This is a genomic window from Citrobacter sp. BIDMC107 (assembly GCF_001037575.1).
Taxonomy (GTDB): domain Bacteria; phylum Pseudomonadota; class Gammaproteobacteria; order Enterobacterales; family Enterobacteriaceae; genus Citrobacter; species Citrobacter freundii.
In genome coordinates this window covers 3896908-3921314 of the sequence record NZ_KQ089848.1, presented here as the reverse complement: position 1 = coordinate 3921314, position 24407 = coordinate 3896908, and the positions used below count along the sequence as shown (strand labels likewise).

The window sequence follows — 24407 nt, the reverse complement described above, 5'->3', positions numbered from 1 at the left end:
ACAGGTTAATTTTTTAAGCGATAGCGACTACTGCGTTTACGCAACGCTCCGTCAGAAAAGAGCTGTTCCAGCGCATTTCTGGCTTCATCAAGTGACCAGCCAAAGTGGGCAGCCACTTCCCCTGCCGTCATTCCTTGACGGACCGATGTTAACAGCGCCAGCAATTCATCAGAGGATTCAGATGACACAGGTGCTTCCTGCGTCTTCTCTGGGGCCACATCTGACTTCACTTCAGGCTTCTGCTCTGGTTTCTTCGGTTCTGGTTTCTTCGGCTGGCGTTTAAAACCGCCGATCAGCCACTGGGTGTCATCGTCCGGCCGGCCTATTTCCTTACGGCTGATAACACGGCCTGTACGCGCTGCAGCTGCACTGCCAGCATCCAGCGCTGCTCGGCATGCCGCCAGATCGCCTTCCACCACCAGCGTCAGCCGACCAGGATCGAGCACTTCGTGGCTAAGCAGGCGCACATTCGCGGCTTTCAGCATGGCATCGGCCGCGTCCACGGCAGCCACCATGCCATCCACTTCCAGTAATCCCAGTGCATTGATCATCACTACCTCTCTTACGCGCGCTGGATTGGATTACGGGCAATATCCAGAACGGCATCGGCAAAGGCGTTACATGCGGCTTTACAAGCGGCCTGGCTACCGGTCAAAAACGCTGCTGAATAGTTGGTTTCTGACGGCGGTGGTACATAGGTTACCAGTTGTACATCGGCAGATTTCAGCGCGGCATCAATACCAAATGTCGCTTCCAGCGGCGGTGCTACCAGATACGCCATCGGATCGCCCAGTCGGCATCCCGCGGTCGCGGAAAGATACGAACCGGTACGCGAAACCACATGCGCCAGGAAGGCGGTATCTTCTGCGTCATTCGCCCACTGGAATGCCGCACCGCTTTCAATATTGGCCACCATCGCGTCCAGACCCGCGCGAACTTCGGCCGGGTTTGGTCCACCGAGCATAATCAGCACTTCGCCCGAGGTTGGAGAGGGACTGTGCGCCGCACCGGCATACAGCGAGCGGCCATAAACCACTTCCACCATCGCCTGTTTTGTCGCTTCATCTGCGGCAATATACGCCACGTCATCAGAGTCTGCTGTGATGAGTCCGAGGCTACGTATATGTGGCGGTAATTTAAGTTCGCGGGCAAAACCGTCATTTACCGAAGCAATCACACGCATCGCGGTGACTGAAGGTCTAATCAAATCTAATGCTGGCATGATGCCTCCTTAACGGGTCATATTGATGCCGGATGCTTTTTGCTCCAGCATGCGCTTGGCCAAATCCACAATCACCGCCGCCGCTTCAACCGGTGGCGTACCGCCCTGGTGAATGTTCGAGATGCAGGTACGGTCAGCCTCAACGGTGGTTGCCACACGCGGCGAATAGACGGCGTAGCAAGAAAGACTTTCCGACTGGCCGAGGCCCGGACGCTCACCAACCAGCAAGATCACCGCTTTTGCACCCAGCAGTTCGCCGATCTGATCTTCAATTTTCACGCGCCCATAGCGAACAAAGAACGGCGTCCCGACCTTCAATCCGGCCTGTTTTAAGCCCGACAACAACGGCGGCAGGATCTCTTCGTAGTTGGCGGTGATGGCGTCAGTAGACAGACCATCAGAAATAATCACCTGCACATCCGGATTCATTACACACTGTGATTTCAGTGCTTCAATGGCTTCCGCACTCAGACGACGTCCCATGTCCGGGCGCGTCAGATACAAGTTTTTGTCGCTGATTTCCGAGCGCACTTCCAGTAGTCCCTGGGCTTTTACCCACTCTTCCGGCACTTCTTTCAATACCGTATCTTTCGAACGCGAGTGGTCAGCAAGGAAGCGCAGCAGCGCCTGGGTACGCGGACGTGGACCGGCACGACCGGTACATACACGCGCAGCGGTGCTACGGCGCAGTTCGGTCAATACCTCTGCACGATGCGGATTCTCAACGCCAATCCACGCTTTCGCTTCAGCTGAACCTAAGTCCATCGCACAGCTTTCACCGGTCGGCGCGGCGCACTGCGTAGTGCTGCATTTCACTTCCGCTGATGGCGCTTGAACCTGCGGCTCTCCCATTGACGCCATTACGCTGCGTACAATTTCTTCAATCTGTTTTTGATCCATCGTGTGTCATCCCCGCGTCATCAGAAGAACAGTGACGGATCGCCCGCCCGTTTGGTCAGGCGACCGTTTGCCATAATGCCCATGGTTTCCAGCCAGCGTTCAAACTCCGGCGACGGGCGCAGGTTCAGCAACTGGCGCACGGTCGCGGTGTCGTGGAAGGCGGTGGTCTGGTAGTTGAGCATGATGTCGTCACCGAGCGGCATGCCCATGATGTAGTTGCAGCCAGCGGTGGCGAGCAGAATCATCAGGTTTTCATTGAGGTTCTGGTCAGCATCAGCATGGTTGGTGTAGCAGCAGTCGCAGCCCATTGAGATGCCGCTCAGCTTGCCCATGAAGTGATCTTCTAAGCCCGCGCGAATAATCTGACGATCGTTGTAGAGATATTCCGGCCCGATAAAGCCCACCACGGTGTTCACCAGGAACGGATCGTAGTGACGCGCCAGCCCGTAGTTACGCGCTTCCATCGTCACCTGATCGGCACCAAAGTTAGCGCCAGCGGAGAGCGCAGACCCTTGCCCGGTTTCAAAGTACAGGCAGTTTTCCCCGGCGATACGGTTGAACTCAGCACCCACTGCACGCGCTTCATCCAGCATGGCCAGCTCAACGCCAAACTCTTTCAAGCCTTTTTCGCTACCGCAGATACTTTGGAAAATCAGCCCGCCCGGCGCACCGCGACGAATTGCTTCAATCTGGGTGGTGACGTGCGCCAGTACGCAGCCCTGGGTCGGAATATTGAACTTGTCGATAACGCCATACACGGTATCGAGCACGCGGCTTAAGTTTTCCACGTCATCTGTGACCGGGTTGACACCGATCACCGCATCGCCCGCTCCGAAGGACAGTCCTTCATAGATTTGCGCCGCAATACTCTGCACATCGTCACGGGTATCGTTCGGCTGCAAACGGCAGCTAAAGGTGCCCGGCAGACCGATGGTGGTGTTAGCCTTTTTGATCACCGGCATTTTCTTACCACCGTAGATCAGGTCCGCGTTAGAGCAGATTTTTGCTACCGCAGCGACCACTTCCGACGTTAACCCTTTACGCGTAAACGCAATGTCATCAACAGAGGTTTCATCGCTCAGCACGTACTCGCGCAGCTCGCTGATACTCCAGTTTTTGATGCGGTTATAGGCCGTTTCGTTGACGTCATCCTGAATCAGACGCGTCACGCAGTCCTCTTCATAGGAAATCACCGGGTTATTACGGATATCCGCTACCGTCATTTCCGACAGCACCTGCTTAGCCGCCACGCGCTCTTGCGAACTGGTTGCAGCGACACCTGCCAGCACATCCCCCGAACGCAGTTCGTTGGCTTTTGCCAGCACCTCTTTAACATCCTTAAACTGATAAACATTGCCGAACAATGTGGTCTTTAGTTTCATAAGTCGTTCCCTCAGGAAGGAAATGCGAGTGATTTCACCGTCACCGGCACAACCGATCCGCCAAAAAGAGGCGTACCAATGTCGATATAGTCCCCCGCCCGGACAACCACCTCATCGATGACCGCCAGCGGGTGTTGCTGTAACTGTGGGCGTAACAGCATGCCCAGGGCTTTACCAAAATCCTGCTCGGCTACCACCAGCAGGGGATGCGGATTCGGATAGCGCGCGACAAAGGCCAGCAACGCATCAATCACCGTTAACAGCGCGGCGTAGCGCACCGGCAGAGAAGCGGGCAGCGCCAACACGTAGGCGTCCGTTTGCGGGTCCAGATCGAGCTGCATTAGTGCCTGTTGCCAGGCGGCCACCAGATCAGCCTCATCAACCGGAATCGCCACTGGCAGATTGCGCAGCGGAAGCGCCACACCCTCCAGCCAGATAGTGCTGCCCGAAAGCGACAGCGTATGCGCACCGGCGCCAATCACCGTGGCGCGCACGGTTTGCGCCGGGAACTGCACGTTCATCTCACGCAGGCGCGGATGTTCATGCAGCGCCGTCGCTAACAGCGGCCCAATGTCGGAAAAACAGAACGGATCGGCAGGTTGGTTGCGGTAGCACTCGCCCACCCCGCCGGACAACGTAATCACTTCCGGCTTCACGCCCTCCGGTAACAGAGCGGTTTGCATCAGCGCCTGTGCCAGCGGTGAAAGCGTGCCGTCAATCACCTCCACAATCAGCGCCGCCATCCGTCGGGCCACCTGAACAAGCTGCGCCGCATTGAGGGTTCGGGCATCAGTGCCTGGACCAAATACGTCATCCACAATCATTTGTCCCGGCTGATGCGCATGCACCACGCGCCCCTGACCGTCCGTTTCCAGTAGCCGTCCGCCGACATTCAGACAGGCCGATCCGCTGACTTTTCCGGCATCGAACAGAACGTAGTTCGACGTACCGCCGCCGATGTCGATATTCAGTACGCGGCACAACTTCTGCTCGGACAGGGTTTGCGCCCCCGCACCGTGACCGGCAATCACTGATTCCAGATGCGGACCGGCGCTGGCAACCACGAAATCCCCCAGCGACTGGGAGAGCGCCATCACCGCCGGGCGCGCGTTGCGCGTTTTGGCACTTTCCCCGGTAATGATGATCGCGCCGGAATCAACCGTTTCCGGCGCAATCCCCGCCGCCTGATACTGGGCGAGGATCAGTGCTTTCAGTTCGGCCTCTTTCAACCCGCCCTGCTTATCAACGGGGGTAAAGAACACCGGGCTTTGCCAGCTAATTTCGCGTTTGATGAATTCGTAGCGCGGCACCTGCGACACTGCCGCACGGTTAACCAGCTCAAGGCGCGAGAAGATCACCTGAGTGGTGGTGGTGCCGATATCGATACCGACGCTGAGTAGCTGGCGAGTATTCACGATTGCGCCTCCGGATTGGTTTCTGCTGGTGCCGGAACATCTTCGTCTTTCGGTACTAACAGCATAGCCACGCCAATCGCCGTCACGCCGCCGATCAGCTTGCCGACAATCATCGGGAAGATCATGGCGTTCATGTTGGCAGCGGCGAAACCTAAGTGGTCACCCAGAGCGAAGGCCGCGGAAACCGCAAAGGCGCAGTTGATCACTTTGCCGCGGGTATCCATGTTTTTCATCATGCCGAACATTGGGATGTTGTTGGCAAGCGTTGCCACCATACCCGCAGCAGCAATGTTATTGACTTTTAACAGGTTGCCGACGCTCATCAGCGGTTTTTCAAACCAGCGGGTCAGCAGCAGCACCATCGGGTAGGCACCCAGCAGCACACAGGAGATAGAACCGATAACTTCGATGGCGCGCATCACTTCACCCGGCTTGTCGCCTGGCGCCATGAAAATAGGATCAAGACCTGGAATCAGCTCCCAGCCGAGCAGGAACTTGATGACTGCCGCAGCCAGACCGAGGGTGATCAGCGCTACCAGGAACTTGGCGAAGATCTGGAAGCCGTTGATCATTTTTTCCGGGATGAATTTCAGTCCCAGCGCCACCAGCACGGCTACGATCAGCACCGGAATCATGTTCATCAGGATCAACGCAAAGGTGAACTCCACCGGCTGACCGTTGATTTCCACACCGGAGTACATCGCGACCAGACCACCCGCAATACAGCCAATCGGAATGGTGACAATACCGGCCAGCACGCCCAGCGCCAGATAACGACGGTCAGACGGTTCAATAATTCCCAGCGCAACCGGAATGGAGAACACCAGCGTCGGCCCCATCATCGCGCCGAGAATCAGGCCAGAGTACAACCACGCCGCCACATCGCCGCCCGCCAGCTCTTTCGCCAGGAAGAAGCCGCCCATATCGCACGCCAGCAGCGTTCCGGCAAACATCGACGGGTTCGCGCCCAGCATTTCGTACAGCGGAATAATTACCGGCCCGAGCACATGCGCCAGTACCGGCGCCAGCGCGGTCATACCGACCATCGCCAGACCCAGCGCGCCCATTGCCATAAAGCCTTCTTCAAACTGACCGCCCGATCCCTCAATGCTCTTACCGAACTTACCGAGGAAGCGCGCCGAACCGCCGAACTGCGACAGGATCCTGTCCACGGCGGCAATCAGCATAAAGAACATCATGATGTACATGATGATTTCGTTAATTCCCATAGCCCCTACTCCCTGTCATTTGTGATTTGTAGGCCGGATAAGACGTTTACGTCGCCTCCGGCATTAACGCCGTGTTATTACCGGATGGCGGTGCGAGCACCTTATCCGGCCTACAGGCATTACCCGGCAGCCGCGTACAGGTCGATAATCTGTTCCTGCGTGGCGGTGCGTGGGTTACTGCGAATACAAATATCCTCCAGCGCGGCGTGTGCCCATGCGCTGTAATGCTCGGGTTTTGCTCCAACGTCTGAGAGCCGTTTGGTCTGGCCCACTTCGCTAATCAACTCGCTGACCGCGTTGATAGCATCACGATCGTCCGATTTCTTGTTGGTTAACGCGCGTCCGATATGGCTGAAGCGCTCACGACACACCATGCGGTTGAACCCCATTACCGTAGGAAGCAGCATGGCGTTAGCCTGTCCGTGTGGGATATGCAACGTCGCTCCCGGCTGGTGCGCCATCGCATGGCACAGGCCCAGCCCTGCGCTGGAAAACGCCATCCCGGCCATACAGGAAGCCAGCAGCATGCTTTCGCGCGCCGCCAGATCCTGACCGTAGCCGACGGCCTTCGGCAGCGATTTACCTATCATCGCAATCGCGCCAATCGCCAGACTGTCGGTAAACGGCGTCGCGTTCAGCGCGCTATACGCTTCAACGGCGTGCGTCAGTGCATCAATCCCGGTCATTGCCGTTACATGTGCAGGCACGCCTTCCGTCAATGCAGCGTCCAGGATCGCCACATCCGGCATCAGGGTTGCGTGGGCCAGCACTTTTTTGAGTCCAGTCGCGGCGTCGATTATTACCGTGACGTTGGTGGTTTCTGAGCCCGTTCCGGCGGTAGTCGGTACGGCAATCAGCGGCAGACGTGGGCGTAACGCGCTGCGCTCGTCCATGTCTGCCAGCGTCTGAGTGGGGTTGGTCACCAGCAACGCCACTGCCTTGGCGGCATCCAGTACGGAGCCACCACCAAAGGCCACAACGCCATCGCACTTCGATTCACGCAATTGCGCGACCGCCGCGCAGACATCCGTAATACACGGTTCGCCTACCGGACATGGCCACAGCGTCATCGCCACGCCTTTCATCGCCAGACTGCGTTCCAGCGCGGCGGTCATCCCCGCCTGATGCAGGAAGCTGTCCACCATGACGAACATATGCGTCAATCCGCGCGTTTGTGCTTCCTGTCCGCAGGTACTGAGCGCTCCCAGCCCACAAAGGGTGACCGGTGGAACGCTAAACGTTTTTACGCGTTGCAGATTCAGGGTATCGAATGCCTGAAAGAGCGCGGTCTGCAATTCAGCTTGCATAGATTCCTTCCGCTTTTTCTTTTCCGCTGTTGGCAATCGCCAGCGGGGTCATAAACAGGCTGTGCTGGGGTAAATGCACCTGCAGTTCCGGGAAACGCTTACGGAACAGCTCATCAACGCCCGGCTGCATGCAGGAACCACCGGCCAGCCATAAATCGGTAACGCCCTGACCCGCAATATGATGAGCCACGATTTCCGCCATTTTTTCGTAAACAGGCTTCACCACCGGCCAGATTTCTTTGCCATTGCTACGCTTGTACTGCTCGGCTTCTTCTAACTGGATACGACGGTTCCCGGCCAGCGTCAGAGAGATATGATGCCCACCGGTTGCTTCATCAGCGGAGTAGGTCACCTTGCCTTGTTTAACGATCGCAATCCCGGTAGTGCCACCACCAATATCCACCACGCCGGCGTTATCGAGCTGCAACAGATCCGCCACCGCTGTCGGTTCGTCGAGCACATGGCTCACTTCAAGCCCGGCAGACTCCAGCACGTTAATAGAGATGCGAGGGTCAGTTCCCGGTGGAAATGAGGTTGCCGCATGGGTAAAGCGGCAACCCAGCTGTTGTTCGAGCGTATCGAGATGGCGACGAACGATGGTCACCGCACCAAAGAAATCCCAGACGATGCCATCGCGCACGACATCGGCCCAGTCCAGGCAAACCGCGACCGGCTGTCCGTCACTGTCCACAACCATCGACACCACATCACACGTTCCCAAATCAATGCCCAACCACAGCGGTGAATCGCTCTTTGTGGGCGTCTGGTTACATAGCGTTGCCGCTTTTAGCAGTCTGGGTGTCAACCAACGTTGTTCGTCGTGCGCCATCTCATTTACTCCTTATACAATTCTGAAGGCGTCTACCAACACACAGCGACGCAGACGCACAAACGTACGCGCACTGGTCACCCCTTCCCCGGTTGGTGTGGTAATGGTCATCGTGGTCCAGCCTTCGCCGCCGAGTCCAAGACCGGCAATGCACGGTCCGTTCTTAACGAAGATGCTGGTATCAATGGCGTTTGCCATACGGTTCATGTTGTCGATATTGCGCGAGTGCATCGCCGCCGTATGGTGGCAACCGCCTTCAAGCTTGACCGCCAGTTCAATGGCTTCATCGACGTTAGCGACCCGCACGACTGGTAGAACCGGCATCATCAGTTCGGTGACGGCAAACGGATGCGTCGCGGAGGTTTCGACGAATAACAGACGGGTTTGCTCCGGTACGTTCAGACCAATCGCCGCAGCGATTTTGCCTGCGTCACGACCTACCCAGTCACGACTGACCGTGCCTTTACCGCGCTCATCGATATTTTTCAGCAGCACCGGCTGCAGCTGTTCGGCCTGGGCCGTGGTGAGTTTCACCGCATGCTGGCTTTCCATCAGACGCATCAGTTCATCAGCGACGCTATCGACCACGATCAGCACTTTTTCGTCAGCGCAGATGATGTTGTTGTCAAACGATGCACCTTTAACTACCGACTGCGCCGCGCGTGCCAGGTCAGCCGTTTCATCAACCACCACCGGCGGATTACCTGCGCCAGCGGCAATCAAACGTTTGTTGGTGTGCTTACGCGCGGCATCTACTACGGCTTCACCACCGGTCACCACCAGCAGGCCGATACCAGGGTACTTGAACAGACGTTGGGCAGTCTCGATATCTGGGTTGGCAACTGTCACCAACAGGTTTGCCGGACCGCCTGCGGCAACTACCGCCTGGTTAAGCAGAGTGATAGCGCGCTGAGAGACTTTTTTCGCCGCCGGATGCGGTGCGAAAACCACGCTGTTTCCAGCGGCAATCAGGCTGATGGCGTTGTTAATGACGGTCGCGGCCGGGTTGGTAGATGGGGTTACCGAGGCCACCACGCCCCACGGCGCGTTTTCAATCAGCGTCAGACCGTTATCACCGGTCAGAACCTGTGGAGACAGGCATTCCACACCCGGCGTGCCGCGCGCCTGCGCCACGTTTTTGGCAAATTTATCTTCGACGCGTCCCATGCCGGTTTCAGTGACGGCAAGTTCCGCTAATTCTCTGGCGTGCTTTTCGCCCGCCTCACGTAGCGCCGTGATAGCCAGTTGGCGCATAGCGACGCTTTTCAGCCCCTGCTGGGCCAGTTTTGCTGCCGCCACTGCGTCATCCAGGGAGGCAAAAACGCCCATTTCTTGAACGGCACTGACGGGTTGGCTGCTGTCTTTCATTTTCAGCAGTACCGCTTTCACGACCTGTTCAATATCCTGTTGATTCATGATTTTCTGCCTTATTTATGGAAGATCACCTGACCACCTGCCACCACTTCATCGACAATGCCAATCACGCACAGATCGACAGGCGATGATTCATTCCGGTGCGCCTGACGGGCGGAGCTTCCGCTGACCAGCAGCACCCACTCTCCGGTTCCCGCCCCGATGCTGTCGATAGCAACAGCACATTGCCCGTCGGGATTTCCCTGGGCGTCAATCATTTCCACCATCAGCAACTTGTCGTGCGCGAGCCCCTGATGGCGTACGGTACAAACAATTTGTCCTGTAACGATTGCCAGTTTCATACGCGCCTCCGTGGCATATTTCAGGTAAAACCTCCCCCTACCCTCCGCAGAAGGTAATGTGAAAAGGAGAGAGGGTGACGCCAGCAATGAAGTCTGTGGCGTCACATGGACGACTTACATGTCGTTGCTGTCGCCTTTAAAGCTGATCGGGAACACTTCTTCCAGATCGCCGTGTGGACGCGGGATCACGTGCACTGAAACCAGCTCGCCAATACGCTGTGCTGCCGCAGCACCTGCGTCCGTTGCAGCTTTACATGCCGCTACGTCGCCACGGACCATGGCAGTGACCAGACCGCCACCGATCTGCTTCACGCCAACCAGTTTCACGCGTGCCGCTTTAACCATTGCGTCAGAAGCCTCAATCAGTGCAACCAGGCCCCGGGTTTCAATCATTCCTAATGCTTCCATTGTGTTTTCCTCTCATTAAGGGGTCCTGAACGGGACCTTATACAACCAGTGTGTGCGAGGCGTTTTCACGACTCATGTCAGTCTGGCGCGGCACTGCTGCCACCAACGCCAGTTCGATAATTTCCTGTACGCTACAGCCACGAGAGAGATCATGAAGCGGTGCGGCAAGCCCCTGAATCAATGGCCCTACTGCGCGATATCCTCCCAGACGCTGAGCGATTTTGTAGCCAATATTGCCTGCCTCCAGCGATGGGAAGACCATCACATTGGCATTGCCCTTTAACGGACTGGCGGGCGCTTTTTGCGCAGCGACATCCGGAACAAAGGCGGCATCAAATTGCAGTTCACCGTCCACGGTAAGCTGCGGGGCACGCTCACGAACGATCTCGGTCGCCTGCTGCACGTTAGCGACGTTAGGATGGCGAGCACTGCCATTACTTGAAAACGACAGCATGGCCACGCGCGGCTCTTCACCTGTGATCGCCTTCCAGGTTTCAGCGCTGGCGATGGCGATATCCGCCAGCTGTGCAGCGGTGGGCTGCGGCACAACGCTACAGTCTGCAAATCCTAATGACGGCCCGAGATACTGCGGCAGCATCAGGAAAATTGACGACAGCGTTTTGCAACCAGGCTGTAATCCAATAATGCGCAATCCTGCACGCAGCACGTTTGCCGTTGATGACAGGTTGCCCGCAATACACACATCGGCTTTACCGGCACTGACCATCGCGGCGGCAAACATCAGCGGATCGTTGAGCTTCTCCCGCGCATCCGGCGGCGTTTTTTCACCCGCCGTTGCCCGCCAGCGCAGGGCAAACTCTTCACGCATCTGTACATTGCTTTGTGGATCAATAACCTGAATACCATCCATGGCTACGCGATGACTGAGCGCAAACTGGCGTAGCGCAAACGGGCTGGCGACGAGAATGGGGCGTGCCAGACCGTGCTGATGCAGGTAATTCGCCGCCTTCAGCACCCGGACATCCAGCGCATCCGGGAACACTACTCGTGCAGGTGAGCGTTGGGCGAGTTGACGAGCACGTTCAATGATCATTGCTTCTCCCCCAGTCTCTGTTGAATTTGACTAACCGTCAGCGGATGCTTTGCAACACTCAGAATCATCATCACGTAGACCGTACTGGAAAGGCGGTTGAGCGCCTGCATAATGTCCGGTCGTATAACCTCAAAACTGCGAGTGATGAATACCTGGGCCGCCACCGTCTCCGTTTCACGGACTTTGGTACGCAGCAGATTAAGCAGCGCGCAATCACGTCCATGGCTGGCTTCAGGCACCAGATGGTCGTGGTCCAGATAGCGCAGCGGTTGATGCGAAAGACGGTGTAAATCTTCGTCACTTAAACCCACGACAGCTTGTGCTGCCAGCGGCTCATCCATGGCGTCTGCGCGCATAATATTGCCCAGGCGCGAGCGGATATCCGCCAGCCACGGCTGCCACGGTTCTGCCATCTCAATCTGCAACCACACGGCCAGGGCGATGGTGCTGTCCAGCGCGGCGCGAAATCCCAGCCGAGGGTCACTTTTGGCGACCATCTTGTCCGCCGTCAGATGCGTCAGGGTGTCCGGTTTCTTCGCCACCGGTTGATGGCACAGTTCGCAGCTGGCCTGTGGATGCGTATCACTGCTGGTTAACCCATGCACCGGCTGCGGCTGCTGTTCTTCGTCATCAATAAACAGGCTGCCCTGCTCGTCAATAAACTTAATGCGCAGATGTCGGCTTTCCAGTAATTCCCGGGCAGACGGCGTCAGGCGAGCGTCAGCGGGGAGATGAATTTCAGCCCCTTCGCTGAGCGTATGATTCGCTCTGAGCCATGCTTCGGTAATGAAATCCTTCATACATCCGCCTTAGCAGGACTGCCAGTTCGCAGGCCAGGCCACATACAGAAACTTCACCGTCGATGGCGTACCAAATTCGATGCTGGAGCCTTTCGGGATAAACATCACGTCCCCGGCTTTTGCAATCATGGTTTCGCCTTCGTGGCGAACATGCAGCTCTCCTTCCAGAATCATGTCGATTTCGTCGTAGTTCAGCGTCCATGGGAAAAAGGCGTTATCCCACTGCATAAACCCGGCGGCCATGCTGCTACCGTCCTGGTCGGTCACCAGATCGGTTAAGCCCACGCAGTGCGGCTGCGCGCCGTCAAAACGACCAAACTTCACGCTGCTGCCGTCGATGACTTTCACACCGCCTTTGCCGGTCACCGAGTTAAAGCTCGGCTGCATTCCGCCCTGCTCCAGCGACTGCTTTTCCTTCATGACTTTGTCCATCAGCTGCGCGACCAGGCTTTCGGTAAATTGCCCTTCTGGCAATTGTGCAATGATGGTTTCACGAATGCGCTGGCTTTCCGTTTTGCCATCATCCACCGCAGACGGTGCAGCAGCGGCGGCAGTTGGTGCGGATTCATCGCATTCACTGATGGTAACGCCCAGCAGCTCCGCCACTTCGCGCGCCTCCGGGGTGATGATGCTGGCGCGCAGAACAACCGACATTTCCTGTTCGCCGCGTGCGTGGGCCGCACGAATATCGTTAGCTGTGATAAGTTTTTTCACCTGCCCTTTCCTCCTTTTGGCTGAGCTCAGTCAGATAATCCACCAGGTGCTGCACACTGCGCGGGTCATGGCTATTGAGCTCAAAAATCGGCTCCTGAAACCCCATCCCGCGAAGTAGTTGTCGCGTTGCGGCGACATCGGCATCCGGCATGTCCGTTTTACTGATAACGGCGATTTGTCGTTTACTGGCACCGATATCCAACAGCCCGGCAGGTAAGCGACTTTCTTTATCATTTGCCGCGTGTATATAAATCAACGTATCAACATCCTGCAGCGTGGTAATTAAGGCGTGATACCAGCGCGGATGGCTAAAATATTCCCCTGGCGTATCGATATCGCCATTTTCATTAAACTCCACGGCCTGTGTTTTTCTGGCGAGGGAATAATTCCCCTGTAGCGCATTAAAGAGCGTTGTTTTCCCCGCCCCCACCGTACCGACAAACGCAATACGTTTCATCGCCGCCTCTGATTAACTTTTTGTCAGGTTGCACAAAGTGAAATTTAATAATCGACCCAGACCGCTTACCGTCTGTAATAACGCTTCTTCTACTGCGCCTACCGAGCCGTAGATCACCAGTGCGCCGCTGAATCTATCGAGAAAACCGATATGTACATCCGCCGCCTTCATGGCTAAGTCACCGGCAATCATCGCGGTTTCGCCTGGCGTCAGCGTCATGATGCCGATAGCGCCCGCTTCGGGAACGCCGATCTTTTTCGCTAATTCCTCGCCGGGGTGCGCAATGAGATGCGCCAGCGTGACCTGTTTCCCCGGCACAAACTCCTGAATAATGCGTTCTTTTTCCATTGCTCACCGCCTCCGCTAAAACTGCCCTTATCGTGGCAATTTTTTGTCAGAGTAAATAACAAAATTCGGCAACCAGGTTTAAAAGGTGAAGTAGATCACTAAGAAAGGGAAAATAAAAAGGCGCGAGAGAAACCCGCGCCGGAAATTAATTAAAGTGAAATTACAGCGGCTGCGTTTGGGCTTCTACAACCGCCAGCGCCACCATATTAACGATACGACGAACAGAGGCGATCGGCGTTAATACATGAACAGGTTTCGCAACCCCCATCAGCACCGGGCCAACCGTTACGCCTTCAGAACTGGAAACGCGTAGTAAGTTGTAACTAATACGGGCCGCTTCCATATTCGGCATCACCAGAATATTCGCTGAGCCTTTCAACGGACTGTCCGGCATGCGGTCATTACGGATACTTTCCACCAGCGCGGCGTCGCCGTGCATTTCGCCGTCAATCATCAACTCTGGCGCGCGCGCCTTAATCAGCTCCAGCGCTTCGCGCATTTTGCTGGCCGACGGGCAGTCAGATGAACCAAAGTTGGAGTGCGACAGCAACGCCACCTTCGGTTCAATACCAAAGCGACGCACTGTCTCTGCCGCCATCACGGCGATTTCCGCCAGTTGCTCAGGCGTAGGATCGTCGTTGACGTAAGTATCGGCGATAAAAGTGTTACCGCTTGGCAGCAGCAAGGCGTTCATCGCCCCGGCAGTATGCACGCCGTCACGATGACCAAACACCTCTTTCACCACGCTGAAGTGCTCATGGTAGTCGCCAATCGTACCGCAGATCATCGCATCCGCTTCGCCACGCTGCACCATGATTGCACCGATCACCGTAGTGTTGGCAATCACCGCACGCTGCGCCTGCTCCTGGGTGATCCCACGGCGCTTCATAATCTGGTAGTACTCGCTCCAGTACTCTTTAAAGCGTGGATCGGATTCGTTGTTGACGATTTCAAAATCGACGCCCGCTTTGATCTGCAGCCCCAGTTTCTGGATACGCATTTCAATAACGCTCGGACGACCGATCAGGATTGGTTTTGCCAGCCCTAAAGTAATCAGCTCCTGGGTAGCATGCAGTACGCGCGCTTCTTCCCCTTCCGTCAGCACCACACGCTTCGGCGCTTTGCGTGCCAGGGAGAAAATTGGCTTCATGAACAGGTTGGTTTTGTAGACGAATTCAGTCAGCTTATCGATGTAAGCGTCAAAGTCGGCAATCGGACGCGTTGCCACACCAGAGTCCATCGCTGCTTTCGCCACAGCAGGGGCGATTTTGACGATCAGACGCGGGTCGAACGGTTTCGGAATGATGTATTCCGGGCCGAAGCTCAGGTCCTGATCGCCATAAGCAGAGGCCACCACTTCACTCTGCTCGGCATGCGCCAGCTCAGCAATGGCGTGCACCGCCGCCAGTTTCATCTCTTCGTTGATGGCCGTCGCACCGACATCCAGCGCACCGCGGAAGATGAACGGGAAGCACAGGACGTTGTTAACCTGGTTCGGGTAGTCTGAACGACCAGTACAAATGATTGCGTCGGAACGCACCTCTTTTGCCAACGGCGGCAGGATTTCCGGTTCCGGGTTAGCGAGTGCCAGAATCATTGGCGCACGCGCCATCTTCTTAACCATTTCCTGCGTCAGCACTTTCGGACCGGAGCAACCGAGGAAAATATCTGCGCCGTCAATGACATCATCCAGCGTACGCTTACCGTCATCCACCACCGCATAAGCCGCTTTGGTTTCCGCCATGTTCGGTTCGCGGTCTTTGTAAATCACGCCTTTGGAGTCACAGACCACAATATTGTGTTTCTGCATACCCAGCGCTACCAGCAGGTTCATACAGGCAATCGCCGCCGCGCCTGCGCCAGACACCACCATGCGCACGTCGGAGATATTTTTCTCAACCACCCGCAGACCGTTCAGAATTGCGGCAGTACTGATGATTGCTGTACCGTGCTGGTCATCGTGGAAGACCGGAATATTCATGCGTTCGCGCAGCTTTTGCTCAATGTAGAAGCACTCCGGCGCTTTGATATCTTCGAGGTTGATACCGCCAAACGTGGGTTCCAGGGCCGCAACCACATTGATAAATTTATCCGGATCGAGTTCATCGACTTCAATGTCGAACACGTCGATCCCGGCGAATTTCTTAAACAGAACGCCTTTACCTTCCATCACCGGTTTGCCGGCCAGTGCGCCAATATTGCCCAGGCCCAGCACCGCCGTACCGTTGGAAATAACCGCAACCAGGTTGCCGCGCGCGGTGTATTTGTAGGCTGCCAGCGGGTCCTTTTCAATTTCAAGACACGGTGCAGCCACGCCCGGCGAGTAGGCCAGCGCCAGGTCGCGCTGCGTTGCCAGAGGCTTGGTCGGAGAAACCTGGATTTTACCGGGTACCGGAAATTCGTGGAAATCGAGGGCGCTTTGTTTTAACTGGTCATCCATCTTGTTGTTCCTTTCACGTATCTATCAAAAAAGTGGCGCGGGTAACCATTCTACTGAGCCGCACATTATCACCTCAGTCAACGGCACAAACTTTGAAGGTCCCCAAACTCTCACCATTCAAAGAAAGAATTTGTTATCAATTTATAACAGCCATGTTACCTGCTTAATCCAGCAATACCATGCTTGTCTGCTATGCTTTTTGCTGACAACGCCCGCAATTTTCCCAAAAGTGTGAATCACAACACGCATCTAACACTTTACTTTTCAAGGAGTATTTCCTATGACCCGTAAAGAGCTTGCCAATGCCATTCGTGCGCTGAGTATGGATGCCGTCCAAAAAGCTAACTCCGGCCACCCAGGAGCACCAATGGGGATGGCCGATATCGCCGAAGTGCTGTGGAACGATTTTCTACGCCATAACCCGACCGATCCCACCTGGTACGATCGTGACCGGTTTATTCTGTCCAACGGCCACGCCTCAATGCTGCTTTACAGCCTATTGCATCTTTCCGGTTACGACCTGCCGATCGAAGAATTAAAGAACTTCCGTCAGCTCCATTCAAAGACGCCAGGTCACCCGGAAATTGGCTACACGCCGGGCGTGGAAACCACCACCGGACCGCTGGGCCAGGGTTTAGCCAACGCCGTCGGCATGGCCATTGCCGAACGCACGCTGGCAGCGCAGTTTAACCAGCCGGACCATGAGATTGTTAACCACTTTACCTGGGTCTTTATGGGCGACGGCTGTCTGATGGAGGGTATTTCACACGAGGCTTGTTCGCTGGCGGGCACGCTGGGGCTTGGCAAACTCATCGGCTTCTACGATCACAACGGCATCTCAATTGATGGCGAAACCGACGGCTGGTTTACCGACGATACTGCAAAACGCTTTGAGGCTTACCACTGGCATGTAGTGCACGACATTGACGGTCATGACCCTGAGGCGGTGAAAAAAGCCATTCAGGAAGCGCAGGCTGTTACTGATAAACCGTCGCTGATTATCTGCCGCACGGTGATTGGTTTTGGCTCACCGAATAAAGCCGGGAAAGAGGAAGCGCACGGCGCTGCGCTGGGCGAAGAAGAGGTGGCGCTGACCCGGCAGAAACTGGGGTGGCATCATCCTGCTTTTGAAATCCCCAAAGAGATTTACCGGGCGTGGGACGCACGCGAGAAAGGCGAAAAAGCGCAACAGGGCTGGAAGGAGAAATTCGCAGCTTACGAACAAGCCTACCCGGAACTGGCGGCAGAGTTTACTCGCCGGATGAGCGGCGGACTGCCTAAGGAGTGGGAAGCAACAACCCAGAAATATATTACCGACCTGCAAGCCAACCCAGCCAAAATAGCCACCCGTAAAGCTTCGCAAAATACCCTGAACGCCTATGGGCCGATACTGCCAGAACTGCTCGGCGGCTCGGCGGATCTGGCACCCAGCAACCTGACCATCTGGAAAGGCTCCTCCTCTCTTAAAGAGGATCATGCAGGAAACTACATCCACTACGGCGTGCGGGAATTTGGCATGACCGCCATTGCCAATGGTATCGCGCACCACGGGGGCTTCGTACCTTACACTGCCACGTTCCTGATGTTTGTCGAATATGCCCGCAATGCCGCGCGCATGGCGGCGCTGATGAAAGCCCGACAAATCATGGTTTATACCCACGACTCGATTGGCCTGGGGGAAGATGGTCCCACGCACCAGGCCGTCGAACAACTCGCCAGTCTACGCCTGACGCCTAATTTCAGTACCTGGCGACCATGCGATCAGGTTGAGGCGGCAGTAGGCTGGAAGCTGGCGGTCGAACGCCATGACGGGCCAACGGCGCTGATCCTCTCGCGGCAGAATCTGGCGCAGGTTGAGCGCACGCCTGAGCAAGTGCAGCAAATTGCCCGCGGCGGCTATGTGCTGAAGGACGGCGGCGGTAAGCCGGATGTTATCCTGATTGCTACCGGTTCAGAAATGGAAATCACGCTGCTGGCGGCGGAAAAACTGACCGGCGAAGGCCGTAACGTGCGGGTAGTTTCTCTGCCTTCAACCGATATCTTCGACGCCCAGGATGAGACGTACCGGGAGTCGGTCCTGCCGGCAAACGTCAGCGCGCGCGTGGCGGTAGAAGCCGGTATTGCCGACTACTGGTTCAAGTATGTTGGGCTGAAAGGGGCGATTGTTGGGATGACGGGCTATGGGGAGTCGGCTCCGGCGGACAAGCTGTTCCCGTTCTTCGGCTTTACGGTAGATAACATCGTCGACAAAGCACACAAGGTGCTTAACGTGTGATCCACAGTGTGGGCCAGGCATCTGGCCCATGCCAGTTATCACAACTTGGCTCCTGGGCATAGCGCACCAGGCGAAAACGCTGACCATCGTAGCGCCAGCGGGTCTGGATACCGCAATCTGCCAACCCTCGTCCTTTAGCGAGGGTAACCAGCTCCCGCGACTTTTCGTCAAACGCAGCGTTGGTCAGCTCCATATCGCGACTTTCCGCATCCGTTTTAAAAGGCAGACTTAACCGTACCGCGCGTGAAGTCAGCGGGGTTGTACGTGAAACCACCCACGCCAGATCGATAGTGTTATACGCTCCGGCCTCACAGCCAATCATCAGCAGCGCTTTATCATCCGTTAGGGCCGTGACGCGCATCTCGCGACGCAGCGGATCGATAGAGCAACGAATACCGTTGATTCGCCAGTTACCATAGTCCAGCAGTTCACTGCGCTCTTGCTGTGTGAGAGGCGTTGGCGTTGGGTTAATGACCGCTACGCCTTTCAGCGCGGGGGCAGGAGGTACACTGAGCGGAGGCTCGTCACCTTTTTCGATCCATGCGGTTTCGCTGCCAACCCGTTTTTGCTGGGCATCGATAAACAACAATGCGGCTTTTAGCCCGACCAGCGAAAGATTTTGCGCACCTTTTTGCAGGGTAATCGCCTTCGCGTCCTGTACGGTTTGTAAAAATGCGCTAATGGTGGCCGGATCATCGGTCATCAGTTGCCATGGGGTAACACGCCAGTGCTCGCCGCTCAGCGAGAGCGGCGCACCATCCAACAACAGACGCGGCGCAATATCGCTCTCTTTGACGTTGGACGATTCCAGCCCGCCCAGTTCAATACGCAACACGGCGTCAGTATGTGCCCCGGCGCTGCGGCTCAAGGTCATGACCAGGCCGTGGTGCTCTCCGGTATTGCGCGCCACGCAAAAATTTTGGTTATTACACGTCACCTGCCAGTCAGAAAACGCCTGTTGCGCGGGCGCAGCCCAGAGCAATCGGGCTGGTAGCAACCCGAGCAGGAAAAGGAGAATAACGCGATAGCGCATGGACGGTACAACCCCGAAGTCAAAACACACAGCCTAAGCGGTATCTTCCTTGCGCGACTGATGTGGCTCAATAAGAATTGTCGGATTGGCCGTAAATTTGTAAAGAAATATAAATCCCGCGCATTAGTCCATGAGATGCGACGACTGCAAATAGTTCAACAATAGCACCGTTTTACCGTCACGGATCTCACCCGTTTTGATCATTTCCAGCGCCTGGGTGAACGGCAGTTCCAGAACTTCAATATCTTCATCTTCCACACCGCCACCAGCGTTTGCTCGCTGGCTGTCACTGTATTGTGCAATGAAGAAGTGGATTATTTCCGTCACGCCGCCCGGCGACATGTATAACTCAAACAGTTTGCGCACTTCGCCCACTTCAAATCCGGTCTCTTCAATGGCCTCTTTGCGAATGCACGCTTCCGGTTCGTCGTTATCCAACAGCCCAGCGCAGGTTTCAATCAGTTGACCATCTTCATTACCGTTGACCCAGGTGGCGACGCGGAACTGGCGAATTAAGACCACCGTTTTCTTCTCCGGGTTATACAGCAGGATTGTGGCACCGTTACCGCGATCGTAAACCTCGCGTTTATGACGAATCACCTCCCCAGTGCTACGGATCAGGTCATAGGTGATATTGCGCAGGATGAAGTAGTTATCGGAGAGGACTTTATCTTTGATGAGGGTAATTTTTTGCGACATACCGGCTCCACAGCAAGAAGTGAGAAATAATACTACGCCGTGAAACCGGGTTTGTCTTGGAACAATGTAGGCCTGATAAGCAAAGCGCCATCAGGCATTCATGCGGCACATTGCCGGATGACAACGCTAACGCGTTTTATCCGGCCTGGACGCCGATTAGTGAGATTTGACTGATTTTACGCCCAGCCAGTCGACGATCCCCTGGGCGGCGTGCCGCCCCTCCGCCATGGCCGTCACCACCAGATCCGCACCGCGTACCGCGTCGCCACCGGCAAAGATTTTCGGGTTACTGGTTTGGTAACGGTATGCGCTTTCAACATCGGCGGCAATGCGCCCCCAGTTATCGACCTTAACGCCATGCGACTCCAGCCACGGCATGCCGTGTGGGTGAAAACCAAACGCCATGATCACCGCATCTGCGGGCATCACAAACTCACTCCCGGCGATGGGAACCGGGCGACGACGCCCCTGCGCATCAGGTTCGCCAAGTTGGGTACGTAAGAAACGCACGCCGCTGACTCGCCCATCGGCATGCAACACCAGCTCAACCGGCTGGACGTTAAACTCGAAGTTTGCCCCCTCTTCCCGGGCGTTCTTCACCTCTTTTTTCGAACCCGGCATGTTGGCTTCATCACGACGATAGGCGCAGGTCACCTGGCTTGCACCGTGGCGCAGCGCGGTACGTACACAGTCCATGGCCGTATCGCCTCCGCCCAGAACCACCACGTTCAGTCCGGCGGTATCGATAAACGGTTCTTCAGGCAACTCATCCAGCCCCATCACCTGCTTGGTGTTGGCAATCAGGAACGGCAGCGCATCATATACGCCTGGCGCGTCTTCATTTGGCAGGTCCGCCTTCATGGAACGATAGGTTCCCACCCCCACGAACACGGCATCGTAATCCTCCAGCAACTTTTCAAGTGCGACGTCCTTACCCACTTCACAGTTAAGTTCGAAATGAATCCCCATAGCGCTGAAGATTTCACGGCGACGCGTCAGCAGCGATTTATCCAGTTTGAAGGCCGGAATACCGAACGTCAGCAAACCGCCAATTTCAGGATGGCGATCGTAAACGGTGGCACTGATACCGCTACGCGCCAGCACATCCGCGCAGGCCAGACCCGCCGGACCCGCGCCAATAATGGCAACACGCTTGTCCACTTTCTGCACATGGCTTAAGTCCGGCCGCCATCCTTTACTCAGCGCCCGATCGGAGATGTAACGCTCAATATTACCGATGGTGACTGCGCCATGCTCACTACGCACCGTGCATGCCCCTTCGCAGAGTCGATCCTGCGGGCATACACGCCCGGTCACCTCCGGCAAGCAGTTGGTTTGATGTGAAAGCTCAACCGCGGCATCGATGTTTCCGGCTTTGACCAGCTCAATCCACTGCGGAATGTGGTTATGCAACGGACAGGTCCATTCGCAAATACTGTGGTCGCCGCATTTCAGGCAGCGAGAGGCTTCCCGCTCCGCCTGCGCCGTACGAAACGGCAGATAGATCTCTTCAAAGCTGGTTTTCCGGGCATCAATCGCCAGTTTATCCGGTTCACCACGCGCAGGCGTCGCCTGCATTTGCTCACGTTTGGTGATGACATGTGGAACAAAATCGGTAGTGCTGGCGTGCCATGGCTGGCTTTCCAGACTTGCGGTACGCAGCCTGCGCGCTTTTGACAGACCGGTAAGCGAATTTTCCGTCACCAACTGTAACGCCTGCGCCGGGCAGTTCTCTACGCAGGCGGGCCCCTGCTCACGCCCCTGGCACAGATCGCATTTGTGCGCGGTGGCTTTCACCTTCCCTTTGGCGACGGGAGTGAGTACGATCTGCATCGTGCCGAAAGGACAGGCAACGACGCACGATTTACAGCCAATGCACTTTTGCGGGTTCACCTGAACGCTGTCGTTATCATGGCTAATTGCCCCATTTGGGCAACTTCTGGCGCAGGGTGCATCTTCGCAGTGGTGACAGGTCACCGCGCTGCGCTGCTGCTGATGTTTAATGACGGTAATTCGGGGCTGAAAATGCCGTTGGCTCAGGACATGCTGTTCGCCATTGTGAGCCATGACGCAAGCGACCTCACAGGCATGGCATCCCAGGCACTGCTGGCTATTGACCATAATAAAACGATTCATGGCTTCCTTCTTTTTTGGTTGCAAAAACCTTATTCTTTATAAGAGTGTTATTAACCGACACGGAAGGAAGCGGCAATGTTCATTTGCCCAGGAAGCACAACTATTTGTGCAGAACCTGTGGCAGATCAATTTATTTCATCGCATATGAAATTGTGTTTCAGTTACCATCCAGTTTCATGGCGTTTTATTAACCTTTATCAAATACACCGCATCGTTCACGCTGTTTTCAGGCGCGACGTGTATTGTGTGAGGATGCACAAGTGACGGTAAAGCGTCCGGTCTCGGCCAGTCTGGCTAAAGCTTTTTTCTACATAGTGCTGCTGTCAATTCTCTCAACAGGTATTGCGCTGCTCACGCTGACCAGCAGCTTGCGAGATGCCGAAGCCATCAACGTTGCTGGCTCATTGCGCATGCAAAGCTACCGTCTGGGTTACGATCTGCAAAGCCAGAGCCCGCAGCTTAACGCCCACCGCCAGCTTTTCCAGCAGGCGCTAAACGCACCGGCATTACAGAATCTGAATGCGTGGTATGTGCCACAAGCGGTAAAAAGCCGCTATGGACGTCTGCATGCTAACTGGCTGGAAATGAATGCCCGCCTGATCGACGGCGATTTAAAATGGTACCAGGCCAATATCAACAACTACGTCGATCAAATCGATCTCTTCGTGCTGGCGTTGCAACATTATGCCGAGCGTAAAGTCATGCTGGTATTTGGCATCTCGCTGGCGGGCGGGATCGGCATATTCACCCTCGTCTTCTTTACCCTGCGGCGCATTCGCCAGCAGGTGGTGCGTCCGCTGAATAAACTGGTGATGGCCAGTCAGCAAATTGAACACGGTCAGTTTAATATCCCACCGCTGGATACCGGTTTGCCCAATGAGCTGGGGTTGCTGGGCAAAACGTTTAGCCAGATGTCGAGTGAATTACACAAGCTGTATCGCTCGCTGGAAGCGTCTGTTGCCGAGAAAACTCACGATCTCCATGAAGCCAATCGCCGTCTGGAGGTGTTGTATCAGTGCTCCCAGGCGTTAAATACCAGCCAGATTGACGTGCACTGCTTCCGCCATATTTTACAGATCGTCCGCGAACATGACGCCGCGTATTTCCTTGAGCTCACCGTCGGTGATAACTGGCGGATTAGCGAAGGGACTAAAAGCCTGGAGCTGCCGATGCAGATCCTGCCGGTCACTATGCAGGAAACCGTCTACGGCGAACTGCACTGGCAAAGTCCAAACGTCAATGCTTCTATTCCACTGCTTAACAGCGTTTCCTCAATGCTGGGACGCGGGTTGTACTTCAACCAGGCACAAAAACATTTTCAGCAACTGTTGTTAATGGAGGAGCGAGCGACGATTGCACGCGAACTGCACGACTCACTGGCACAGGTGCTCTCTTATTTACGCATTCAGTTGACGCTGCTGAAGCGGTCAATTCCGGAAGATAACGCTCCAGCGCAAAGCATCATGGCGGATTTCTCCCAGGCGCTGAACGATGCCTACCGCCAGCTACGCGAACTGCTCACCACCTTCCGTCTGACCTTACAACAGGCAGACTTACCCTCCGCCCTGCATGAAATGCTGGAAACTCTGCAAAATCAAACCTCAGCTAAACTCACACTCGACTGTCGGTTACCCACGCTGGCGTTGGATGCGCAAATGCAAGTGCACCTGTTGCAGATCATCCGCGAAGCGGTGCTGAACGCCATTAAGCATGCCAGTGCGAGCGAAATTGCCGTCAGTTGCGTAACGGCTCCGGACGGCAACCACACGGTTTATATCCGCGATAACGGCATCGGCATTGGCGAGCCGCATGAGCCTACAGGGCACTATGGACTAAATATTATGCGTGAGCGGGCGGAAAGACTAAGCGGCACGTTGACCTTCTCTCAACCTTCCGGAGGAGGAACGTTGGTAAGCATCAGTTTCCGATCGGCTGAATCAGACAGTTATCTAACGTAAAGAACCGCAAAGCGCCGTCGGGTCTGGATCCTGGCCTGACGGCGTTGGCACGAAAGGTATGCTGTAAACGGGCATGATAATTTACA

The 24407-nt window shown here is 55.7% G+C and carries 22 protein-coding genes; 2 read left to right on the top strand and 20 right to left on the bottom strand.

The genetic code is table 11. The features are described from left to right. Positions 1 to 5 precede the first annotated feature (5 nt). The 17 genes from SK39_RS18160 to maeB form a co-directional block, all read right to left on the bottom strand. Positions 6 to 551, bottom strand: a complete 546-nt coding sequence (locus tag SK39_RS18160) for an ethanolamine utilization microcompartment protein EutK (protein ID WP_003838538.1) — start codon at positions 549 to 551, stop codon at positions 6 to 8. A gap of 11 nt (positions 552 to 562) precedes the next feature. Further along, a complete protein-coding gene (gene eutL / locus SK39_RS18155) occupies positions 563 to 1222 on the bottom strand; it encodes an ethanolamine utilization microcompartment protein EutL (RefSeq protein WP_003838537.1) in 660 nt (219 codons plus the stop codon). A gap of 9 nt (positions 1223 to 1231) precedes the next feature. Beyond that, positions 1232 to 2122 carry an ethanolamine ammonia-lyase subunit EutC gene (gene eutC, locus SK39_RS18150; protein ID WP_003038033.1) on the bottom strand — a complete coding sequence of 297 codons (891 nt, stop codon included), beginning with the start codon at positions 2120 to 2122 and terminating at the stop codon, positions 1232 to 1234. 20 nt (positions 2123 to 2142) lie between these two features. Then, positions 2143 to 3504 carry an ethanolamine ammonia-lyase subunit alpha gene (eutB, locus tag SK39_RS18145; protein WP_003038029.1) on the bottom strand — a complete coding sequence of 454 codons (1362 nt, stop codon included), beginning with the start codon at positions 3502 to 3504 and terminating at the stop codon, positions 2143 to 2145. Between the two features lie 11 nt (positions 3505 to 3515). Further along, positions 3516 to 4919 (bottom strand): ethanolamine ammonia-lyase reactivating factor EutA, encoded by a 1404-nt coding sequence (eutA, locus tag SK39_RS18140; RefSeq protein WP_003838534.1) that lies wholly within the window; start codon positions 4917 to 4919, stop codon positions 3516 to 3518. Beyond that, the gene (gene eutH / locus SK39_RS18135; protein WP_003038023.1) at positions 4916 to 6148 is read right to left on the bottom strand and encodes an ethanolamine utilization protein EutH; all 1233 of its coding nucleotides are present in this window, start codon (positions 6146 to 6148) and stop codon (positions 4916 to 4918) included. The genes eutA and eutH overlap by 4 nt, the downstream gene beginning before the upstream one ends. A gap of 119 nt (positions 6149 to 6267) precedes the next feature. Next, a complete protein-coding gene (gene eutG, locus SK39_RS18130; protein ID WP_003038020.1) occupies positions 6268 to 7455 on the bottom strand; it encodes an ethanolamine utilization ethanol dehydrogenase EutG in 1188 nt (395 codons plus the stop codon). Continuing rightward, entirely contained in the window at positions 7445 to 8284 is an 840-nt protein-coding gene (eutJ, locus tag SK39_RS18125; RefSeq protein ID WP_003838530.1) for an ethanolamine utilization protein EutJ, read from the bottom strand. The genes eutG and eutJ overlap by 11 nt, the downstream gene beginning before the upstream one ends. Positions 8285 to 8296: 12 nt before the next feature. After that, positions 8297 to 9700 (bottom strand): aldehyde dehydrogenase family protein, encoded by a 1404-nt coding sequence (locus SK39_RS18120; RefSeq protein ID WP_003038014.1) that lies wholly within the window; start codon positions 9698 to 9700, stop codon positions 8297 to 8299. Positions 9701 to 9711: 11 nt separating this feature from the next. Then, the gene (eutN, locus tag SK39_RS18115; RefSeq protein ID WP_003038011.1) at positions 9712 to 9999 is read right to left on the bottom strand and encodes an ethanolamine utilization microcompartment protein EutN; all 288 of its coding nucleotides are present in this window, start codon (positions 9997 to 9999) and stop codon (positions 9712 to 9714) included. A 114-nt stretch (positions 10000 to 10113) separates the two neighbouring features. Beyond that, on the bottom strand, positions 10114 to 10407 hold the full coding sequence (eutM, locus tag SK39_RS18110; protein WP_003835054.1) for an ethanolamine utilization microcompartment protein EutM: 294 nt from the start codon (positions 10405 to 10407) through the stop codon (positions 10114 to 10116). 37 nt (positions 10408 to 10444) lie between these two features. After that, positions 10445 to 11461, bottom strand: coding sequence for a phosphate acetyltransferase (gene pta / locus SK39_RS18105; protein WP_003847257.1), 1017 nt, complete (start codon positions 11459 to 11461; stop codon positions 10445 to 10447). Continuing rightward, the gene (gene eutT / locus SK39_RS18100; RefSeq protein ID WP_003838524.1) at positions 11458 to 12261 is read right to left on the bottom strand and encodes an ethanolamine utilization cob(I)yrinic acid a,c-diamide adenosyltransferase EutT; all 804 of its coding nucleotides are present in this window, start codon (positions 12259 to 12261) and stop codon (positions 11458 to 11460) included. Before eutT ends, pta begins: the two co-directional genes overlap by 4 nt. A 9-nt stretch (positions 12262 to 12270) precedes the next feature. Then, positions 12271 to 12975 (bottom strand): ethanolamine utilization acetate kinase EutQ, encoded by a 705-nt coding sequence (gene eutQ, locus SK39_RS18095; protein ID WP_048217282.1) that lies wholly within the window; start codon positions 12973 to 12975, stop codon positions 12271 to 12273. Then, positions 12953 to 13432: an ethanolamine utilization acetate kinase EutP gene (eutP, locus tag SK39_RS18090; RefSeq protein ID WP_003838521.1), complete on the bottom strand. Its 480-nt coding sequence runs from the start codon at positions 13430 to 13432 to the stop codon at positions 12953 to 12955. The genes eutQ and eutP overlap by 23 nt, the downstream gene beginning before the upstream one ends. A gap of 12 nt (positions 13433 to 13444) precedes the next feature. Further along, complete coding sequence (gene eutS, locus SK39_RS18085) at positions 13445 to 13780, bottom strand: ethanolamine utilization microcompartment protein EutS (protein WP_003037995.1); 336 nt, start codon at positions 13778 to 13780, stop codon at positions 13445 to 13447. A 160-nt stretch (positions 13781 to 13940) separates the two neighbouring features. Next, positions 13941 to 16220, bottom strand: a complete 2280-nt coding sequence (maeB, locus tag SK39_RS18080) for an NADP-dependent oxaloacetate-decarboxylating malate dehydrogenase (RefSeq protein ID WP_003838520.1) — start codon at positions 16218 to 16220, stop codon at positions 13941 to 13943. Between the two features lie 280 nt (positions 16221 to 16500). Between maeB and tkt the strand changes: the two genes are divergently transcribed. Continuing rightward, positions 16501 to 18495 carry a transketolase gene (tkt, locus tag SK39_RS18075; protein WP_048217281.1) on the top strand — a complete coding sequence of 665 codons (1995 nt, stop codon included), beginning with the start codon at positions 16501 to 16503 and terminating at the stop codon, positions 18493 to 18495. Here tkt and SK39_RS18070 read toward each other — a convergent pair. From SK39_RS18070 to aegA, 3 genes are all read right to left on the bottom strand, one after another. Further along, positions 18485 to 19528 (bottom strand): DUF1176 domain-containing protein, encoded by a 1044-nt coding sequence (locus tag SK39_RS18070; protein ID WP_003037987.1) that lies wholly within the window; start codon positions 19526 to 19528, stop codon positions 18485 to 18487. The genes tkt and SK39_RS18070 overlap by 11 nt on opposite strands. Positions 19529 to 19651: 123 nt before the next feature. Continuing rightward, complete coding sequence (gene nudK, locus SK39_RS18065) at positions 19652 to 20227, bottom strand: GDP-mannose pyrophosphatase NudK (RefSeq protein WP_016150742.1); 576 nt, start codon at positions 20225 to 20227, stop codon at positions 19652 to 19654. A gap of 156 nt (positions 20228 to 20383) precedes the next feature. Further along, on the bottom strand, positions 20384 to 22363 hold the full coding sequence (gene aegA / locus SK39_RS18060; protein WP_003847242.1) for a formate-dependent uric acid utilization protein AegA: 1980 nt from the start codon (positions 22361 to 22363) through the stop codon (positions 20384 to 20386). Positions 22364 to 22623: 260 nt separating this feature from the next. On the opposite strand from aegA, the gene narQ reads away from it, so the two are divergent. Beyond that, positions 22624 to 24321 carry a nitrate/nitrite two-component system sensor histidine kinase NarQ gene (gene narQ, locus SK39_RS18055; RefSeq protein WP_044701769.1) on the top strand — a complete coding sequence of 566 codons (1698 nt, stop codon included), beginning with the start codon at positions 22624 to 22626 and terminating at the stop codon, positions 24319 to 24321. Positions 24322 to 24407 lie beyond the last annotated feature (86 nt).